Source organism: Roseicella sp. DB1501 (genome assembly GCF_013112485.1).
Taxonomy (GTDB): Bacteria; Pseudomonadota; Alphaproteobacteria; order Acetobacterales; family Acetobacteraceae; genus Paracraurococcus.
Map to the genome: position 1 here is coordinate 107,527 of NZ_JABFHG010000003.1, position 17,174 is coordinate 124,700.

Annotated in this window: 15 protein-coding genes; 4 read left to right on the plus strand and 11 right to left on the minus strand. The window is 69.9% G+C overall.

Annotated elements, in window-relative coordinates:
* Positions 1-98 precede the first annotated feature (98 nt).
* Positions 99-3,245: an efflux RND transporter permease subunit gene (locus tag HJG45_RS06835; RefSeq protein ID WP_171611365.1), complete on the plus strand. Its 3,147-nt coding sequence runs from the start codon at positions 99-101 to the stop codon at positions 3,243-3,245.
* 125 nt (positions 3,246-3,370) lie between these two features.
* Here HJG45_RS06835 and HJG45_RS06840 read toward each other — a convergent pair whose 3' ends face one another.
* From HJG45_RS06840 to HJG45_RS06855, 4 genes are all read right to left on the minus strand, one after another.
* A complete protein-coding gene (locus HJG45_RS06840; RefSeq protein ID WP_217362854.1) occupies positions 3,371-4,246 on the minus strand; it encodes a phosphonopyruvate hydrolase in 876 nt (291 codons plus the stop codon).
* 129 nt (positions 4,247-4,375) lie between these two features.
* Positions 4,376-4,906: a DUF3576 domain-containing protein gene (locus HJG45_RS06845; protein ID WP_171611366.1), complete on the minus strand. Its 531-nt coding sequence runs from the start codon at positions 4,904-4,906 to the stop codon at positions 4,376-4,378.
* A gap of 131 nt (positions 4,907-5,037) precedes the next feature.
* Positions 5,038-6,465 carry a porin gene (locus tag HJG45_RS06850; RefSeq protein ID WP_171611367.1) on the minus strand — a complete coding sequence of 476 codons (1,428 nt, stop codon included), beginning with the start codon at positions 6,463-6,465 and terminating at the stop codon, positions 5,038-5,040.
* 225 nt (positions 6,466-6,690) lie between these two features.
* On the minus strand, positions 6,691-7,368 hold the full coding sequence (locus tag HJG45_RS06855; RefSeq protein WP_368040530.1) for a thiamine phosphate synthase: 678 nt from the start codon (positions 7,366-7,368) through the stop codon (positions 6,691-6,693).
* A gap of 3 nt (positions 7,369-7,371) precedes the next feature.
* On the opposite strand from HJG45_RS06855, the gene HJG45_RS06860 reads away from it, so the two are divergent.
* Positions 7,372-8,046 carry a YggS family pyridoxal phosphate-dependent enzyme gene (locus HJG45_RS06860; RefSeq protein WP_171611368.1) on the plus strand — a complete coding sequence of 225 codons (675 nt, stop codon included), beginning with the start codon at positions 7,372-7,374 and terminating at the stop codon, positions 8,044-8,046.
* 59 nt (positions 8,047-8,105) lie between these two features.
* Here the strand turns inward: HJG45_RS06860 and HJG45_RS06865 are convergent, their stop codons facing one another.
* The 3 genes from HJG45_RS06865 to ribA form a co-directional block, all read right to left on the minus strand.
* The gene (locus HJG45_RS06865) at positions 8,106-8,282 is read right to left on the minus strand and encodes a hypothetical protein (protein WP_171611369.1); all 177 of its coding nucleotides are present in this window, start codon (positions 8,280-8,282) and stop codon (positions 8,106-8,108) included.
* Positions 8,283-8,565: 283 nt separating this feature from the next.
* A complete protein-coding gene (locus HJG45_RS06870) occupies positions 8,566-9,096 on the minus strand; it encodes a L,D-transpeptidase (protein WP_254452336.1) in 531 nt (176 codons plus the stop codon).
* A 51-nt stretch (positions 9,097-9,147) separates the two neighbouring features.
* Positions 9,148-10,338: a GTP cyclohydrolase II gene (gene ribA, locus HJG45_RS06875; protein ID WP_171611370.1), complete on the minus strand. Its 1,191-nt coding sequence runs from the start codon at positions 10,336-10,338 to the stop codon at positions 9,148-9,150.
* 218 nt (positions 10,339-10,556) lie between these two features.
* Here ribA and HJG45_RS06880 point away from each other — a divergent pair, with 218 nt between their 5' ends.
* Entirely contained in the window at positions 10,557-11,273 is a 717-nt protein-coding gene (locus HJG45_RS06880) for a response regulator transcription factor (RefSeq protein WP_111469338.1), read from the plus strand.
* A 340-nt stretch (positions 11,274-11,613) separates the two neighbouring features.
* Positions 11,614-12,348, plus strand: coding sequence for a hypothetical protein (locus HJG45_RS06885; protein WP_171611371.1), 735 nt, complete (start codon positions 11,614-11,616; stop codon positions 12,346-12,348).
* An 18-nt stretch (positions 12,349-12,366) separates the two neighbouring features.
* On the opposite strand, the gene HJG45_RS06890 is transcribed toward HJG45_RS06885, so the two are convergent.
* From HJG45_RS06890 to HJG45_RS06905, 4 genes are all read right to left on the minus strand, one after another.
* On the minus strand, positions 12,367-12,966 hold the full coding sequence (locus HJG45_RS06890; protein ID WP_171611372.1) for a malonic semialdehyde reductase: 600 nt from the start codon (positions 12,964-12,966) through the stop codon (positions 12,367-12,369).
* 213 nt (positions 12,967-13,179) lie between these two features.
* The gene (locus tag HJG45_RS06895) at positions 13,180-14,028 is read right to left on the minus strand and encodes a glycosyltransferase (protein ID WP_171611373.1); all 849 of its coding nucleotides are present in this window, start codon (positions 14,026-14,028) and stop codon (positions 13,180-13,182) included.
* Positions 14,025-16,460 carry a GumC family protein gene (locus HJG45_RS06900; RefSeq protein ID WP_368040531.1) on the minus strand — a complete coding sequence of 812 codons (2,436 nt, stop codon included), beginning with the start codon at positions 16,458-16,460 and terminating at the stop codon, positions 14,025-14,027. Before HJG45_RS06900 ends, HJG45_RS06895 begins: the two co-directional genes overlap by 4 nt.
* Complete coding sequence (locus tag HJG45_RS06905) at positions 16,366-16,983, minus strand: sugar transferase (RefSeq protein ID WP_254452338.1); 618 nt, start codon at positions 16,981-16,983, stop codon at positions 16,366-16,368. The genes HJG45_RS06900 and HJG45_RS06905 overlap by 95 nt, the downstream gene beginning before the upstream one ends.
* Positions 16,984-17,174 lie beyond the last annotated feature (191 nt).

The following is a 17,174-nucleotide window of genomic DNA, read 5'->3' on the forward strand; positions in this document are numbered from 1 at the left end:
GTGCGAAAAAACCAGGCCGGGCAAGGCATGGCCGCGCCCACAGCAGTGCCCAAGCCCTCTGCCCGTGCCGCATCGCGGCCGTCTGGACTGGAACCCGCATGCGCCACCTGGTCGCCTTCGCCCTGCAGAAGCGGGCGCTCGTGATCCTGCTCTACATCGCCTTCCTCTGCATCGGCTTCGCGGGCTTCCGGCAACTCAACATCGAGGCCTATCCGGATCCGGTGCCGCCGACGGTGGTGATCATCACCCAGAACCAGGGGCAGAGCGCGGAGGAGATCGAGCGCTACATCACCATCCCGATCGAGGTCGGGCTCTCGGGCATGCCGAACCTGGCGAAGGTCCGCTCGACCTCGCTCTTCGGCCTCTCGGTGGTCTCGGCGCAGTTCACCTTCGCCTATAATTACGAGCAATCCCTGCAGCAGGTGCTGAACCGGCTCGGCCAGATCAGCGGCTTGCCGAATGGGGTGCAGCCGCAGATCAGCCCCTGGAGCCCGATCGGCGAGATCCTGCGCTACCGCGTGATCGGCCCGCCCGGCTTCGCCGTCAGCGACCTCCGGGTGCTGCAGGACTGGGTGCTGCAACGCCGCTTCAAGCGCGTGCCGGGGGTGATCGACGTCACCGCCTATGGCGGCCCGACCAAGTCCTACAACGTCATCGTCGACCTGCCGAAGCTGACCGCCTACGGCCTCTCCCTGCCGCAGGTGGTGCAGGCCATCGGCAACGGCGATGCGACGACGGGCGCCGGCATCATCGATGTCGGCCCGCAATCCGCCGTGGTGCAGGGCGTTGGTCTGATCCGCTCCATGGACGATGTCCGCAACGTCGTGCTCGGGGTGAACAACAACCTCCCGGTCCTGCTCTCCGACGTCGCCCGGGTGGAGGTCGGCAACCTGCCCCGGCTCGGCATCGCCGGGCAGGAGGCGGATGACGACGTGGTCATGGGCGTGGTGCTCATGCGCCGCGGCGAGCAGACCCTGCCGACCATCCGCGCGGTGGAGCAGGAGGTGCGGACGATCAATGCCGGCGGCGTGCTGCCGCCCGGCGTGCACATCGTGCCGATCTACGACCGCAAGGACCTGGTGGAGGTGACCACCCACCACGTGGTGAAGAACATCATCATGGGCATCGCCCTGGTGGTGTTCATCCAGTGGCTGTTCCTCGGCGACTTCAAGGGCGCGATCGTGGTGGGCGCGACCATCCCCTTCGCCTTCTTCACCGCCGTCATCGTCATGCTGCTGCGGGGCGAGAGCGCCAACCTGCTCTCCCTCGGCAGCCTGGATTTCGGCCTGCTGGTCGATGCCACCGTGATCATGGTGGAGAATGTCTACCGCCACCTGCACCTGACCCATGGCGTGCCTGGCCACCGGATCGCCCACCCCACCGCCTCCCGCGGCCTCTCGGGCGTGCCGCTGATCGTGCTGCGGGCGGCCGGCGAGGTGAGCACGGCGATCTTCTTCTCGGCGCTGATCATCGTCGCCGCCTTCATCCCGCTCTTCACCATGGGCGGGATCGAGGGGCGGATCTTCGGCCCGATGGCCAAGACCTATGCCTATGCCATCGGCGGCGCGCTCTTCGCCACCTTCACCGTCGCCCCGGCGCTGGCCGGCACGCTGTTCCGCGACAACACGAAGGAGAAGGTGATGCCGATCGTGCGCTGGCTTGGGCGGGCGCACGAATACCTGCACGGCCTCGCCATGCGGCGGCGGATCGCCACCATCGCCGTCTCCGGCCTGCTGCTGGCCGGCGCCGTCGTGCAGTTCAGCCGGATGGGCGGCGAGTTCCTGCCGACGCTCGAGGAAGGCAGCATCTGGATGCGGGCGACCATGCCCGCGACCATCTCGCTCGCCGAGGGCAACCGCTACGTCAACCGCATGCGCATGGTGCTGAAGGAGTTCCCCGAGGTCATCACCGTCACCTCGCAGCAGGGCCGGCCGGATGACGGCACGGACAGTGCCGGCTTCTTCAATGCGGAGTTCTTCGTGCCGCTGAAGCCGATGGACCAGTGGACCACGGCGAGCAGCAAGGATGCGCTGGTCGAGAAGATCCAGGCGCGGCTGTCCCAGGAGTTCATCGGGGTCGACTTCAATTTCTCCCAGTACATCTCGGACAACGTGCAGGAGGCGGCCTCGGGGGTGAAGGGCGCCAACGCGCTGAAGGTGATCGGCCCGGATCTCGACGTGCTCGCGCGCGTGGCGGAGCAGATCCGCCAGCAGATGGAGAAGGTGGACGGCATCGCCGATCTCGGCGTCTTCCGCACCCTTGGCCAGCCGACCGTCTCCATCCGCATCGACCGCGCCAAGGCGGCGCGCTACGGCCTCGCCATCAACGACATCAACCAGGTGATCCAGGCGGCGATCGGCGGGCAGGAGGCGGCGCGGCTGTATGAGGAGGGCGGCGACCGCAACTTCCCGATCATCGTCCGCTTCGACGCACCCTACCGCACCCGGCTTGACGCCATCCGGCGCATCCCGATCAGCCCGCAATCCGGCGCGACGCTCGGCGACGTGGCGACGGTCGGGCTGATCTCCGGCGCGAGCTACATCTACCGCGAGGATGCCTCGCGCTACGTGCCGGTGAAATTCTCGGTCCGCGGCCGCGATCCGCAATCGGCGGTCGAGGAGGCGCAGGCGCTGGTGGAGCAGAACGTGGTGGTGCCGCCCGGCTACAAACTGGAATGGGTGGGCGAGTTCCGCAACCTGCAGGAGGCGATCGCCCGACTGAAGATCGTGGTGCCGATCGCCCTCGCCCTCATCGCCATGCTGCTCTACGTGCAGTTCAGCAGCCTGCGCGACACGCTGCTGATCTTCGGCCTGCTGCCGCTCTCCTGCATCGGCGGCGTCACCGCGCTCGAGCTGATGGGGCTGCATTTCAGCGTGCCGGCGGCCATCGGCTTCCTCGCCCTGTTCGGCATCACGGTGATGGAGGGCATCATCCTGCTCTCGCATTTCCATGGGCTGCGCGATGCCGGGATGCCCTGGCGGCAGGCCCTCGACCAGGCCGGCGTGGACCGGATGCGGCCGGTGATGATGACCTGCCTCGCCGCGATGGTCGGCCTGCTGCCGGCGGCGGTCGCGACCGGCATCGGCTCCGACCTGCAGAAGCCGCTGGCGGTGGTGGTGGTGGGCGGCACGACGCTACTGCCGATCTTCATCCTGGTGGTGTTCCCGGCGATGATCGACCTTTTCGGCAAGCCCGCCTCGCTGCGCCGGAGGGAGCCGCGGGGGGCCAGGGCGGTCGTGCGGTGACGGACGGCCCTGGACCATGATCCGCTCACACAGGCTCGCGGATCATGGTCCAGGCCGTTGTTTGATCGCGTGAGGCACGCTGTTCGGTGAGTCCACCTCAAGCGATCATGCTCCAGCGGCGGGGCCTATCGCAGGTACTTCGCCTCGATCTGCCGCATCCGCGCATCGCCCTGCAGGGCGAAGATCTCCGCCACCGGGGCGATCTGCGCCTCGACCCCGGCGATGCCGCCCTCGGCCAGGATGCGGTGGAAGGTCTCCTGCATGGCGCGGACCGCGGCCCGGATGGCGTGGTTGCCGCAGATGATCAGGCCGACCTTGCCCAGCGCCCCAACCTCGGCGAAGGAGAGCTGCGGATAGCTGGTCGGCACCAGGACCAGCGGCACCCGGCCGGGCCAGGCGCGGCAGAAGCCGAGGATCTCCTCCGGCGTCTTCTGCTTGCTGTGGATCAGCACGGCATCGGCGCCGGCCTCGGCATAGGCGGTGCCGCGCCGCAGCGCCTCCTCCTGCCCCAGCCCGGCGATCAGGGCCTCGGTCCGGGCGATGACCAGCAGGCCGCCCGCGGCCTTCGCCGCCTCCAGCTTGCCCTGGAACTCGCCCAGCGGGACCAGCTCCTGCCGCCCGCCGGGGCGTAGGCTGCTGTCCTTGGGGAAGGTCTTGTCCTCCATCACCACGGCGGCGACGCCGGCGGCGCGGTATTGCGGCACGGCATAGGCGACGTTCACCGCATTGCCGAAGCCAGTATCGATATCGGCGATGACGGGCGCCGGCTGCGCCTCCGCCATCGCCCGCATCATCTCGAGATGCGTCCCCATCGGCAGGATGCTGGCATCCGGCACGGCATGCGCGGCCGAGAGCTCGAAGCCGCTGCCCCAGACGGCATCGAAGCCCGCCTCGGCGGCGAGCTTGGCCGCCAGCGGGTTGTGCGCCGCCATCGCCACCGCCGGGCGGGCGACGTCCAGTTTTGCGCGCAGGGCCGCGGCCCTTGGGCTCAGCATGGTCATGCAGGATCCTCCGACAGGCCGGCGCGGCCTTCCCCGCGTCCGCCGGCATGGCAAAGGCCAGCAGCCTGCCGGCGCGCGGCTACGATCCTATGCGTCGAAAGGATGCGCCGGGCGGTGCCGGCGCCAGTGTCAGCGGGCGGCCGACTGGCTCCGCAGCTCGCGGGCCCGGGCGAGGACCTTGTCCTCCATCTCGGAATTGGTGGCGGTCGAGACCGGGCTGTCGACCCACTGCCCGCGATCCAGGCTCTGGCGGAAGACCTGCACCCGCACGCCATCCGAGCGAAGTTGCCGGCCGAGCACATAGGCCTGGGCCCGGAAGCGCTCGCCGCCGCTGCCGGGGGGCGTGTACCAATCGGTGATGATGGTGCCGCCGAAGGGATCGGCCGAGGCGAGCGGCATGAAGGAGAGGGTGTCGAGCGTCGCGCGCCAGAGATAGGCGTTCACCGAGAGGCCCGTGCCGGCGGCCGCCGCCTCGCGCGCCTCGCGGTCCTTGTCGACGCCGAAGACGACCAGGCCGGCGCTCGCGCCCTGGGGACGGTTGCGCGCCCGCCCGTTGCGCCAATCGCCGTATTCGTCGTTGTTGACCAGGCGCTGATTCGCATCGCCGCAGGCCGCGAGCAGCGGCAGCATGAGGGCGATGGCGGCGAGAAAGGGCTTCATGGCGGCCGCACTATGGCTTGATCCCGGGCAGGATCAAGGGCGAAAAGGCACGGGAAATCTTCCGTAAACAAAGATGACGAAAAGGGCGGCGGATTGCTCCGCCGCCCCCTTCGTCCGGTTCGGTCCGCCGATCAGAAGGCGAGGCGGGTGCCGAGGATGAAGACCTTCGCCGTGCTGCGATCCTGCACGCCCGGGTTGGACGGGTCGAGGTCGCGGCCACGCTCGGCGACGGTGTAGCTGCTGTACTCGGCCACGATGTCGAGGCCCGGGGCGAGGCGGTAGTTGCCGCCGATGCCGTAGCCGAGGCGGCGCATCAGGCCGGCGCCGGCCGGGTTCGGCGTCGCCGTCAGCACGCCGCCGGTATAGCCATAGGAGGTGCGGCTCGCGCCCTCGACGGTCTGCATCACGTAGTTGCCGCCGATGGTGAAGGGCCCGACGGTGTAGCTGGCACCGGCGAAGAACTGATCCATTGGCCGGTCGCCCTTCATCGGGTTGCCCCAGAAGAAGTTCGAGGTGCCGTGCTCATACTGCGCGCCGACCGTCAGGCCGTAGGCGGTCGCCTGCGCACCCACCTGCCAGACGCCGAGCGGCTGGAAGACCGAGCGCTGCGTGTTGGTGATCGGGCTGAGCTCCTTCGCCGCGCCCGAGCCGACATAGCCGCCGGTGACGGAGAGGCCGACGCCGGCCAGGCTGCCGCGCCAACGGAGCGCGCCCTGGTACTCGTTGCGGCGGACCGACATCTCCGGGCCAGCGGCGGCGACGCCGAAGTTGGAGGCGCCGGTGAAGGCATAGGAGCTGTCGCACCAGCCGCTCGACTGGTTGGAGGAACAGCCCGTATCCTCGCCAACGCCGTAGTTGAAGGCGAAGGAGGCGCCGAAGTCGAAGCCGAAGAACTGCGGCGAGAGGTAGATGATCTTGGTGTTGTCGCCGAGGCCGCCCGGCGAGGTGGTGGTGCGGTCGTTGCCCTGGCGGGTGACGAAGGACTCGCGGTCGCCGTAGACGCCGCCGGTGCCGAAGTTGGTGATGACGCCCGAGTTCATCAGGCCGCCGACCGGGCCGTCCTCGTCGCCGAAGCGGATCTGGCCGAAGGTGGGCGAGGCGATGAAGGCGTAGTACTCGTCGATCGAGGCCGTCGTCTTGCCCGTGCTGGCACGCTGCTGGACGATGTTGCGGCCTTCCTGCTGGTTGAAGGCGATCTCGATCACCGCACCGTAGGACAGGCCGTTCGCCGTCTTGCCGTTGACGAAGACATGCACCTCGGCATCGGTCGAGAAGTCGTTCTTATCCAGCCGCGCGGTGTGGCCGGCGCTCTCGGTCGAGTTGGTGCCGATCACCGTGGTGCCGCTGCCCTGCTGCGCCAGGTTGCCGGTGGCGCCCGCGGTGTTGGTTGCCAGGCCGGACGGCGACGTCGAGTTCCGAGCGCTTTGCTGCGTGTTGCCGTAGTAAGCCCGGAAGAAACCGCCGATCCGCACCGTCGGGGCTTCCTGCGCCGCCGCGATGGACGGAGCCAGGAGCGCCGCGCCGACCACAGCGGTCGTGCCCAGCAGAATCTTACGCATCACAATCCTCCTCACGCGCCGGAGGCGCCCGGCTGTTCCCTTGACCCCTGCCCTGCCCCCTGACAGGACGCGAACCCAGCAAAAGCCTGCGCCAAGCACGGATGCGCCCGGGTCCCGCCAGACTATGATGCACGGCGACAATGACCGACAACCGGTCGGATAGCGGGACCGCGACTTCCCCGAAACACTGTGGCGGCGTCGCCACATGCGCTTGCTGCAGTGCAGTTACACGCTGGGTGGGAGGCCGAGCGCGCCGATGGCGGCGATCCCGCCGGCCCAGCGCGGCAGCCGCCCGGCATTGCCGCCATCGATGCCGCCCAGCGCCAGGGCCGGCCGCCCGGCGCGCCGGGCGAGCGCCGCCCAGCGGCAGGGGCCGAGGGAGGGCGCGCCGGGATGGCTCGCGGTGGGGAAGACCGGTGAGAGCAGCACCGCATCGGCGCCGAGCCGGCGGGCGCGGGCGAGGCCGGCCCGGCCATGCGCCGCGACGGTCAGCAGCAGCCGGCGGCGGCGGCGGCGAGCCAGCAGGAAGGGCAGCAGCCCCGGTGTGCCGTGACGGTCCGGCAGGTGCAGCCCGGCCCCGAGGCGGAGCGCCGCCCGGCCATCCGCCGCCAGCAGCAGCCGGAGCTGTTGCCGCCGGGCCACGCTGGCCAGCCCGGCGACCACATCGGGGGCGAGGCCGCGCGCGATGACTGCGGCGCCGGCCGGCAGCCGCGCGGCGGCGGTCCGGGGATCGGGCAGGCGCCGCGGATCGCCGAGCAGCCACAGGCTGGGCAGAGTGGGGCGGGGCAGAGCGGGGCGGGGCAGCGGTGCGGCGGCGCCATCGGCCTTCGGCCGCAGCCGCCGCGCCGCCGCCAGCAGCCGCCGCCGCTTCCAGCCATCGGCGCCACGGTCTAGCCTCGGCACCCCATGAGCCCTTCCGACGACATCGCCCGCAACCTCGCCCGGATCCAGGACAGGATCGCCGAGGCGGTGGCCCGCGCCAACCGGCCCGCCGGCGCCGTCAGCCTCGTCGCCGTCTCCAAGACCCACCCCGCCGCGGCGGTCGAGGCCGCGCTCGCCGCCGGGCAGCGCGTCTTCGGCGAGAACCGGGTGCAGGAGGCGCAGACGAAATTCCCCGGCCTGCGTCCGGCCTGGCCCGGGCTGCGCCTGCACGTCATCGGCGCCCTGCAGACCAACAAGGCGCGCGACGCCGTCCGCCTCGCCGATATGATCGAGAGCCTGGACCGGCCGCGCCTGGCGGCGGCGCTGGCCGAGGCCATGGCGAAGGAGGGGCGGCGGCCGGATTGCCTCATCCAGGTGAATGTCGGGGAGGAGCCGCAGAAGGCCGGCATCCCGCCCGGCGAGTGCGACGAATTCCTGCGCGCCTGCCGCGAGGAGCATGGGCTGCCGATCTGCGGCCTGATGTGCATTCCGCCCGCCGAGGGCGATCCGCGCCCGCATTTCGAATGGCTGGCCGAACGCGCCACGCGGCACGGCTTGCCCGTGGTCTCCATGGGCATGAGCGCCGATTTCGAGCAGGCCATCGCCTGCGGTGCGACGCATGTGCGCGTCGGCTCGGCGATCTTCGGCGCGCGTGGGTGAGATGCGCCGGCCGGCCGCCTGTATGATCGGCGGACCGGCCGCCGGCCGGCCGCGGACCGTCAGGCCCGGCGGTCAGGCGTCAGGGCCGACTTGAACATCAGCAGCATGCCGCAGCCGAGCATGGCGATGACCGCCGGCTCGTCGAGGCCGATCGCGGCCAGGCCGAGCCCGGCCAAGAAGAGCAACGGCGCCACGACGAAGGCATTGTCGTATGCGGCCTGAAGCAGGGCTTTCATGGTCCGACCTCCCCTCTCGCCCGTCCCTTGCCCGATTCTGTAGCCAGCATGAACGGACGGTAATTTAGGGGCCGCACACTGCCGCGCCGATAAGGGCGACGTCCAGCAAATTGCGCATGCCGGTTCATGCGGTTTCGAATTGGAATTGCATTTATTCCGAAGGGTCGCGCGACGGGGCGACGGCCGTCAGGCCGCACGTCATGGTGAGCGGCGCGACTCGGCCCGGGTCTCAACGCTGCCACCGCCATGTTCGTGGAATGTCCTGCGAACAGGGCGGCGGCAATCAGCCCGGCCGCACCTCGATCGAGGTCAGCCCTGCCGCCAGCACCGCCCGCAACTCCGATTCGGGCAGGGCGATGCAGCCCTCGGTCGGCGCCAGGTCCGGCCGGGCCAGATGCAGGAAGATGGCGCTGCCGCGGCCGCGCTCCACCGGCGCGTCGTTCCAGCCGAGCACGCCGATCAGGTCGTAGAGGTGATCCTCACGCCAGAGCACCTCGTGCCGCGCCGGATGCGGCAGGCGGATGCGGCGGTTGTAGGCGGCGTCGCCGGGATCGTCGCACCAGCCATCCTCGGGCGAGAGCGGCTCGACGGGCACCCGGCAGGTTGGCGCCGCCACCCGGTCGGCCCGGTAGAGCAGGCGGCGGAGCGGCAGGAGGCCGACGGGCGTGGCGCCGTCCCCCTCGCGCTTGTCGGCGCGGATGCCGCCGCGGCCGAGGGCGCAGCGCCAGGCCTGCCGGCCGAGGCGCAGCACCCCGTCCGGGCCGAGGCTGGCGCGGCCGGGATCAGGCGCGGCCATGGCGGCGAGGAGGCTCATGCGCGGGACGGCCGGCGGCGAGGGTCATGGGGAGCCCGGTCATGCGCGGCCTCAGGCAAGGAGATGGCCGAAGCGGCGGGCCTTGGTGGCGAGATAGTCGTCGTTCACGCCGTTGGGCGGATAGGCATGCGCCTCCCGCCCCTCCACCACGATGCCGCAGGCGGTGAGGGCGGCGATCTTCTGCGGGTTGTTGGTCAGCAGCCGCACTCGCTCGATGCCGAGCTGCTGCAGCATGGTGGCGGCGACGAGGAAGCTGCGCTCATCGGCGCCCCAGCCGAGGGCGCGGTTGGCGTCCAGCGTGTCGAGCCCGGCATCCTGCAGCGCATAGGCGCGGAGCTTGTTGACCAGCCCGATGCCGCGCCCCTCCTGCGCCAGGTAGAGCAGCACGCCGGCGCCCTCGGCCGCCATGCGCCGGATCGCTCCCTGAAGCTGCGGCCCGCAATCGCAGCGGAGCGAGCCGAGGAGGTCGCCGGTGAAGCATTCGGAATGCAGCCGGACCAGGGGGGCGGGGTCCGTCGCCGCCTCCGGACGGCCGATCAGGATCGCCAGATGCTCGATCCCGCCATCGGCGGCGCGGAAGGCGACGATGCGGGCATCGGCGGCGGCTTCGAGCGGCACCGCGGCCTCGGCCACCTTCCGCAGCGTGGCGGCGGCGCTGGCAGGATAGGCGAGGACCTTTGCCGCCTCGATCGCCAGCAGGTGGTGCGACGGTGGCGCCGGCTCCCGCTCGAGCGGCAGCGCGACCAGGGCGGGCAGCAGGCGGCCGAGCTTGGCGAGGGCGATCGCGGCGGCGGCGAGCGGCGGCGGCGCCAGGCGCGCGGGGCGCGGCGTCTCCGGCAGCAGCCGCTCGGCGGTGGGATCGGCGAGGCTGCGCAACGCCTCGGGCGAGAGCAGCGTGGCAGGCAGGGGCAGGGCCACCACCTCCTCCGGCGCCTGCCGCGGGTGGCGAGCCGGCAGGGCGATGGCCGCCGCCCGGGCCGGGGCGAGCAGCAGCACCGGCGGCGCGCCGGCGAGGGCGGCGAGCTCGGCGAGGCCGGTCGCGCCGACCGTCTCCGCCGCGGCGATGGCGAGCCATGCCGGTGGCGACCCCTGCTCCGCGCCCCGCATCCCCTGCAGGAGGACCGGCGTGCCGCGGCGCAGCTCGGCCGCGGCGCGGTGGACGGCCCGGAGGGCAAGGGCCTCCGCGTCCGGCAGCGCCGGGGACTCAACCGTGTTACGATGCGGGGCCTCAGGGATTGTCATGGTCAAGACTGTAGGTCCAAGTTCCGGGCATGACGCAGGGGGAATGTGGCATTGAGACGTCGGCCGACGACGAGATGAACGAAATAATCCGGCTATCGCCCCGCTTGCGCGCGGCGGGAGGGGATTCCCATCTAAACTTGACAGCGACGCCATAGCTTCGCCATCGAGTTGTCGGAAGAGAGCGTCGTATCGAAACGCTGAGCGAACTGGGAGAAGGCATGGCCGGTCCGCGCCCCGTGCTGATTGTGGATGACGACGCCGCGCTGCGTGCGACGCTGGCCGAGCAGCTTTCCCTTGAGGGAGAGTTCGCGCCGGAGGAGGCTGGCACGGCTTCGGAGGCGGAGCAGATCCTCACCGGCTCGAGCAGCCGCTTTGATGCGGTCCTGCTGGATATCGGCCTGCCGGACGGGGATGGCCGGGAGCTCTGCATCCGCCTGCGGCGGCAGGGGCTGAAGATCCCCATCATCATGCTGACCGGCGCCGATGCCGAGCAGGACGTGGTGCGGGGGCTGGATGCCGGGGCCAACGACTACATCGCCAAGCCCTTCCGGCTGAACGAGCTGCTGGCCCGGCTGCGGGCGCAGCTGCGCGTCTTCGACAATTCCGAGGACGCCACCTTCATCATCGGCCCCTATTCCTTCCGGCCCTCGGCGAAGCTGCTGATGGAGGCCGCGCGCAACCGGAAGATCCGGTTGACCGAGAAGGAGAGCGCGATCCTCAAATACCTCTACCGCGCCGGCGGCCGGCCGGTCGGGCGGCAGGTGCTGCTGAACGAGGTATGGGGCTACAACAGCGCGGTCACGACCCATACGCTCGAGACCCATATCTACCGCCTGCGGCAGAAAATCGAACCCGATCCCAGCAATGCGCAGCTGCTGCTGACCGAGGGCGGCGGCTACCGGCTAGATCCGGCGGCCGGCCAGGCCGCGGCCTGAGCCGGCCGTGGGGGCGCATCGCAGCCCATAACGAGGGCGGCGGACAGACGGGCGCGACTCGGGACGGGCGTGGAAAACCTGGCCGTGCCGGGGCTTGCGTGCTGTTGTCCGAACGGGGAAGATGCGAAGGCCTAACGAGATAAGGGCGATCTGCGACCTGGACGCCCATCATGGCCGGGGTTTTGTTCCGGATTGTTTTCTAATTTCCCCCACATGTTAATTTCGTGACATTTGTGCCACGTCCATCCGCTGAATTTTTTACGCGTACTCCAGCGTGTCTATCTACTATAAGTTGCTAACGGACCATGGGCCCACCGCTCCATAGGAGCTTGTTCAGGGCGTGAGCATGAATGTTTTTTCTCTGACGAACCGCCATCGCCGCAGCGGCACAACGGCTCAGGACGCCCGGATCGCCGCACGTTTCGTCTTCGCCCGGCCTGGCTGGAGGGTGGCCGAGCGGCAGGATGTGCTAAATGACCCCTATCTCGAAATCACGGTCAGCCGCGCCCCCGGGCGGAAGGTGCTGACTTGGAACCTGGCGCGCCGCGACTCGGACATCCTCGTGCAGTTCGCCGAGGAGGCCCGCCCGGTCGGGCCCTATCCGAGCGTGAACGAGGCGCTGCTGGCGGTCTGGGAGGATGCGGAACGGCGCTCCTCGCAACTGCAGGCACGGCCCTGCCTGCTGCTCTTCGGGTTGGACGAGACCTCGGCCGCCGAGATCCAGGATTTGGCGACGATCACCGGCTTCGATACGCTGCTCGCGCCCTGCGCCGATCCCGAGGCGGTGCTGGTGCCCGGCCTCGACCTCGCCGGCGTCGTCATCGACCTGCAGATGCCGCAATTCGGTGGCGATGGCCGTGCGGTCATCAAGCGCATCCGCCAGAGCTGGGCGCGTGTCCCGGTGCTGGCGGTGACGATCCACCCGCATTATGCGCCGGAGGCCGATCTGCACGGCCTGGGCGGCCCGACCCAGCGGGAGCGGCGGCCCTGCAACCAGGACCGTGTCCTGCAATGGCTGCACGGCGTCTTCGACGCGCATGGGCTGGGGCGGCCGGACGGCACCACCGAGGACTGAGCGCGGCCGCGTACCGCGTTATTCCAGCCGGCAGGCCTCGTCGAAGCCGAGGCGCGGCGCGCGGGGTGGCAACGCCGTCGCATCGCCATGGCCGAGATTGACCAGGAAATTGGATTTCCAGGTCTCGCCCGGGAAGAAGGCGTCATCGACTCGGATATTGTCGAAGCCGCTCATCGGCCCAGCATCCAGGCCGACGGCGCGGGCGGCCAGGATAAGGTAGGCGCCCTGCAAGGTGCCGTTGCGGAAGCCGGTCTCACGCGCCAGCTGGGCATTGTCGGCGAACCAGCCGACCGCATCGATGCCCGGCAGCAATCGCGGCAGGGCATCGTAGAAGCGCTCGTCATGGGCGACGATGCAGGTGACCGGCGCGCGCATCGTCGTCTCGACATTGCCGGCCGAGAGGGCGGGCCGCAGCTTCTCCTTGCCCTCCCGGGTCCGGATGAAGAGGAAGCGGGCCGGGCAGGTATTGGCGCTGGTCGGGCCCCATTTCAGCAGGTCGTAAAGCTCCTGAAGTTGAGTGTCGGGGACCGGCCGGTCGGTCCAGGCGTAATGCGTCCGCGCGGCCCGGAACAGCAATTCGCGCCCGGCCTCGTCGAGCGTCGCGGCATCGGTGGTCATGCGCCTCTCCTGGTGGTTGGCGGACCGGGAGCATGGCCCGTTCGCGCAATGCCCGCCTCCGGACCGAAGCGCGCAACCCGGCCTGCGGCGGCCGGTTCCATCGCCCCGGCGCGGTTGCAAGTCCAGGGGCGATGCGTGACGGCGATGATCGAAGCGCTGGGGGAGAGTGCGCCCTTCCGTACCCGGCTCAGGCGGGAACGGAAGGGCGAGGGCTCAGCGCCAGAGCAGGCGCTTGGCGGCTGTCAGCGTCCGGAAGGGGATCGCCATGAAGGTCACGGTCCGCGCCACACCGAGATAGGCATGCGGATCGATCCAGGAGAAATCCCGAAGCTGGATCTTCAGCCGCGAGACCAGGGTCCGGTTGCGCTTGGAGGAGGTGATGCCGCGGCTGCTGACGATATAGGTGGTCAGCACCTGCGGCAGGTTGGCGAGCCGGTAGCGCCGCCCGATGCGCACGAAGAGGTCGTAATCCTCGGCCGCCTTGTAGCGGTCGGAATACAGCCCGACCTCCCGCAGGGCCGTTGCCCGCATCATGATGGCCGGATGCAGCAGCGCCGGGACGTAGCGCTGCTTGCGCAGGATCGCCGCATGCTCAGTTGGGAAGCGCAGGGTATAGAGATACTCGCCATCATCGTCGACGCATTGCACCCAGCTGCCGACGATGCCGGCTTCCGGATGCGCGTCGAGATAGGCGGCCTGCGCCTCGAAGCGGCCCAGGATCGGCGTGTCGCCGGCATCGAGCCGGGCGATGTAGTCGTAGCCACGAGCGAGGATCGCCTCGAGCCCGGCATTCAGCGCGTGCTCGATGCCCCGGTTCGGCGTGAGCCGGAGGAGGGTGACGGCATGGCTGCCGCACCGCTCCGGCGCCTGGATCGGCGTGCGGCTGCCGTCATCCACCACGACGATGTCGAAGGGATGCGGATCGGCGGCCAGCACCTCGAAGGTCCGCTCCAGCCCCTCCTGGTCGTTGTAGACCGGCAGGAGGACGCAGATCCCAGGGGCCGCCGGCGCTGAGGCGTCCGCGCGGCCACCGGCATCCGACGGCATGGCCTGCGTGCTCACGCGCGCTCCGTCTCCGTCGCCGAATGATGGTCGAGCGGGATCGCGCGCGGCGGGTAGCGATAGGCCGAGGCATCGGCGCTAGCGGCTCCGCGCAGCAGCGGGCGGTTCAGGCCCGTCGTGTCGATCATCTCGGCCTGGTTGACGATGAGGCCGGAGACCCGGATGCCGCGCGCCCGCAGATCGGCGACGCCGGCCCGAACGGTGCTGAGCGGCGTGGAGCGCCACTTGGTCACCATCAGGCACTCATCGGCATTGTAGCCCACGAAGAGGCTGTCGGAGGCAACCGAGAGCGGCGGCGTGTCGAGGATGACGTAGTCGAAATTCGCCGCCAGCGAGTTGATCAACGCCCGGAACTTGGGCGAGGAAAGGATGACGTGCGGGTGCGCCACGGCGGCGCTGAACCGCACGGTGTTCGGGTGCTCCGCCCCCGCCCAGTACATCCGCACCTCGAGGTCGCTGTCCTCCTCCGGCAGGTCGCGCCACTCAGTGAGATGGCTCGACTGCTGCGGCAGGTTCGCCGGCTGCGGCTTGCGCAGGTCGCAGTCGACGACGACGGCGGTCTGCTTGGTCAGCGTCAGCGCGGCGGCCAGCGCCATGCAGAAGGAGCTCTTGCCCTCGCCCGGCTGCGAGGAGGTGACCATGATCACCCGCCGGCTCATCCCCTCGAGCCGCACCTGCAGCGAGGCGCGGGCCCAGTGCAGCGCCTCGGCATAGGGTGAGTAGGGGTTCTCGGAGACGAAGCGCGAGATCGAGCCGCGATGCTGCGGGATCTTCGGCAGGTAGGTGACGTCGAGCGCGTCGCTCAGCGCCTGCTGGCCGAGGATCACCGGGTCGTTCTGCCGCTGCCGCCGGCCGCGATAGACGGCGATGGAGGCGCCGATCATCAGGCCGCCGAGACCACCGAGACCGGCCAGGGCCGGGGCGGTCGCGCCGTTCGGCCGCAGCGGAACGGCGGCGGAGGAGAGCAGCCGGGTGCTGAGCTCGGGCAGGTCGCGCCGGCCGTTCAGCTCCCGCTGGCGCAGCAGGAAGTGGTCGTAGACCTGGGCGAGCGCCGTGGCCTGCCGCTCCGCCTGGCGCAGCGCGGCATGCGCATCGGCATTGGCTGCGATCGCCTTCTCCTGCTGGCGCAGGGTCTCGACGATGTTGACCTCCTGCCGCCGTGCGGCATTCACCTCGGTCTGCAGGCTGCGGGTGACGCGCGACACCTCGTCGGCGATCAGCCGCCGTGTCTGCGACAGCTCCTGCCGGACCGAGCGCACGTTCGGGTGCGACGGGCCGAGGGTCGAGGAGAGCTGCGCCTCCTGGCGGTCGAGCTCGGCCTCCTGCTTGCGCAGCTGCTGGATGGTCGGCGAGCTGAGCACTTCGGTCGCGGCCGCGCCGCCGGCGGCGCCGGACCCCTTCGAGGCGGCGTCGAGCCGCGCCTCGGCATTGGTGAGCTTCATGCGGACCGTGAGAAGGCCGGTCATGAGTTCGGTCGCCTGCTGCTGCGTCAACGCGCCCGAGCGCAGCTCCTGCAGCCGCACCTGCTCGCGCATCTGCTGCGTGTTACGCTCGGCGGCGCGCAGCTCGTCGGAGAGCGAGGCGAGCTTGCTCGCCAGCGTCGCCGCGGTCTCCTCGTTGTTGTTGTTCGTCACCTCGGTCCGGTAGGCGAGATACTGATCGACCACGGCATTCGCCACCGCCGCCGCGACCTGCGGGTCGGAGGCGGTGTAGGCGACGCGGACGGTGTAGGAGCGGCCGGTGTTCTCCACCTGCAGCTTCTTCGCGACGAAGGCGGCGAGGCGGCGGCGCTCCTGCACCTCCGGCGGCTCGTTCGAGACCGGCTCGGCGGGCGGCGTGAGGAAGTCGCAGACCGACTGCGCCGGCTGCTGCAGCACCGTCGGGAGATGCCCGACCAGGCCTGCGGCGCCGGGCGCGCAGGGCGACCAGGAAGACTTGCCGTTGTTGTCGCCGAGCGCTTCCCGGGTGAGGTTCGCCTGGATCGCGGGCGGCAGCGAGCGCAGCGCGCGGTCGATGATCAGCGGTGAGCTGATTGTCTCGACCGCCGTGCGGGTGATCGCCGGATCGGGCGGCATCTGCACGCCGTCGGGCGCCAGTTCGGACACCGTCCGCGTGCGCACGCTCGGCGGCTCGGCGACCATGGTCGCCTCGGCGAAATAGGACGGCGTCAGGACCCGCGAGAAGGCCAGCCCGCCGATCGCGCCGATCCCGCACATCGCAAGAAGCAGCAGCTTCCGTTGACGCAGGGAGCTGACCAGATCGGAAAGACCAAAGGCTTCGCGATTCGTGAAGCGGTCAAAGTTGGCATCGGCTGCGAAGAACATCGCCTCTGGGCCCTCAATACGCGCCACGGCGACGTACCACGACCGCACCGGTACATGCCAGGATCGCAAGGTCTTTTCGCAAGGATGGGAACTGCACATACGCAACATCGAGGGCGATGCGCTGCGCGAAGCTGGTGTCGCTCCGGCCGCTCACCTGCCATGCCCCCGTGAGGCCCGGCCGGACCGACATGTAGTCGTCGGCTGCACCCGCCGGCACGTAGTACTGATCGAGCTCTTCGCGCAGGACGGGACGCGGCCCGACCAGGCTCATCTCGCCGCGCAGCACGTTGATGAGCTGCGGCAGCTCATCGAGGCTCGTGGCGCGCAGGATGCGGCCGATGCGCGTCACCCGCGGATCGGCGCGCAGCTTCCGCCGCTCGTTCCATTCGGCCCGGGCCTGCGGATCGCGCTCGAGCAGGGCCTGCAGCGCCTGCTCGGCATCGATGCGCATGCTCCTGAACTTGAGGCAGCCGAAGACCCGGCCACCGCGGCCGATCCGCCGGTGGACGAAGAATACCGGACCGCCATCCGCCGCCACGCAGGCAGCAAGCAGCAGGAGCGCAGGCGCCAGAACCAACAGCAGGCCAGCGGCACCGACCACGTCCATTCCGCGCTTCACGGTCGGGCGCATGGCTTTCCGGAGTCTGTAGTGCCACCGGAGATCTTGTTCTTGCGCCGTGTCGGAGGAGAAAGATGTATCGTGCGTCCAGGAGACTTGCGCCATTTCTTCCTCAGATCGGCAGGTTTGCTGCGACGCCATATAGCAGCGTATGCTCCCTCGATCAGCAATACACGAAAACCCCATCCCAATAACAAGGACCT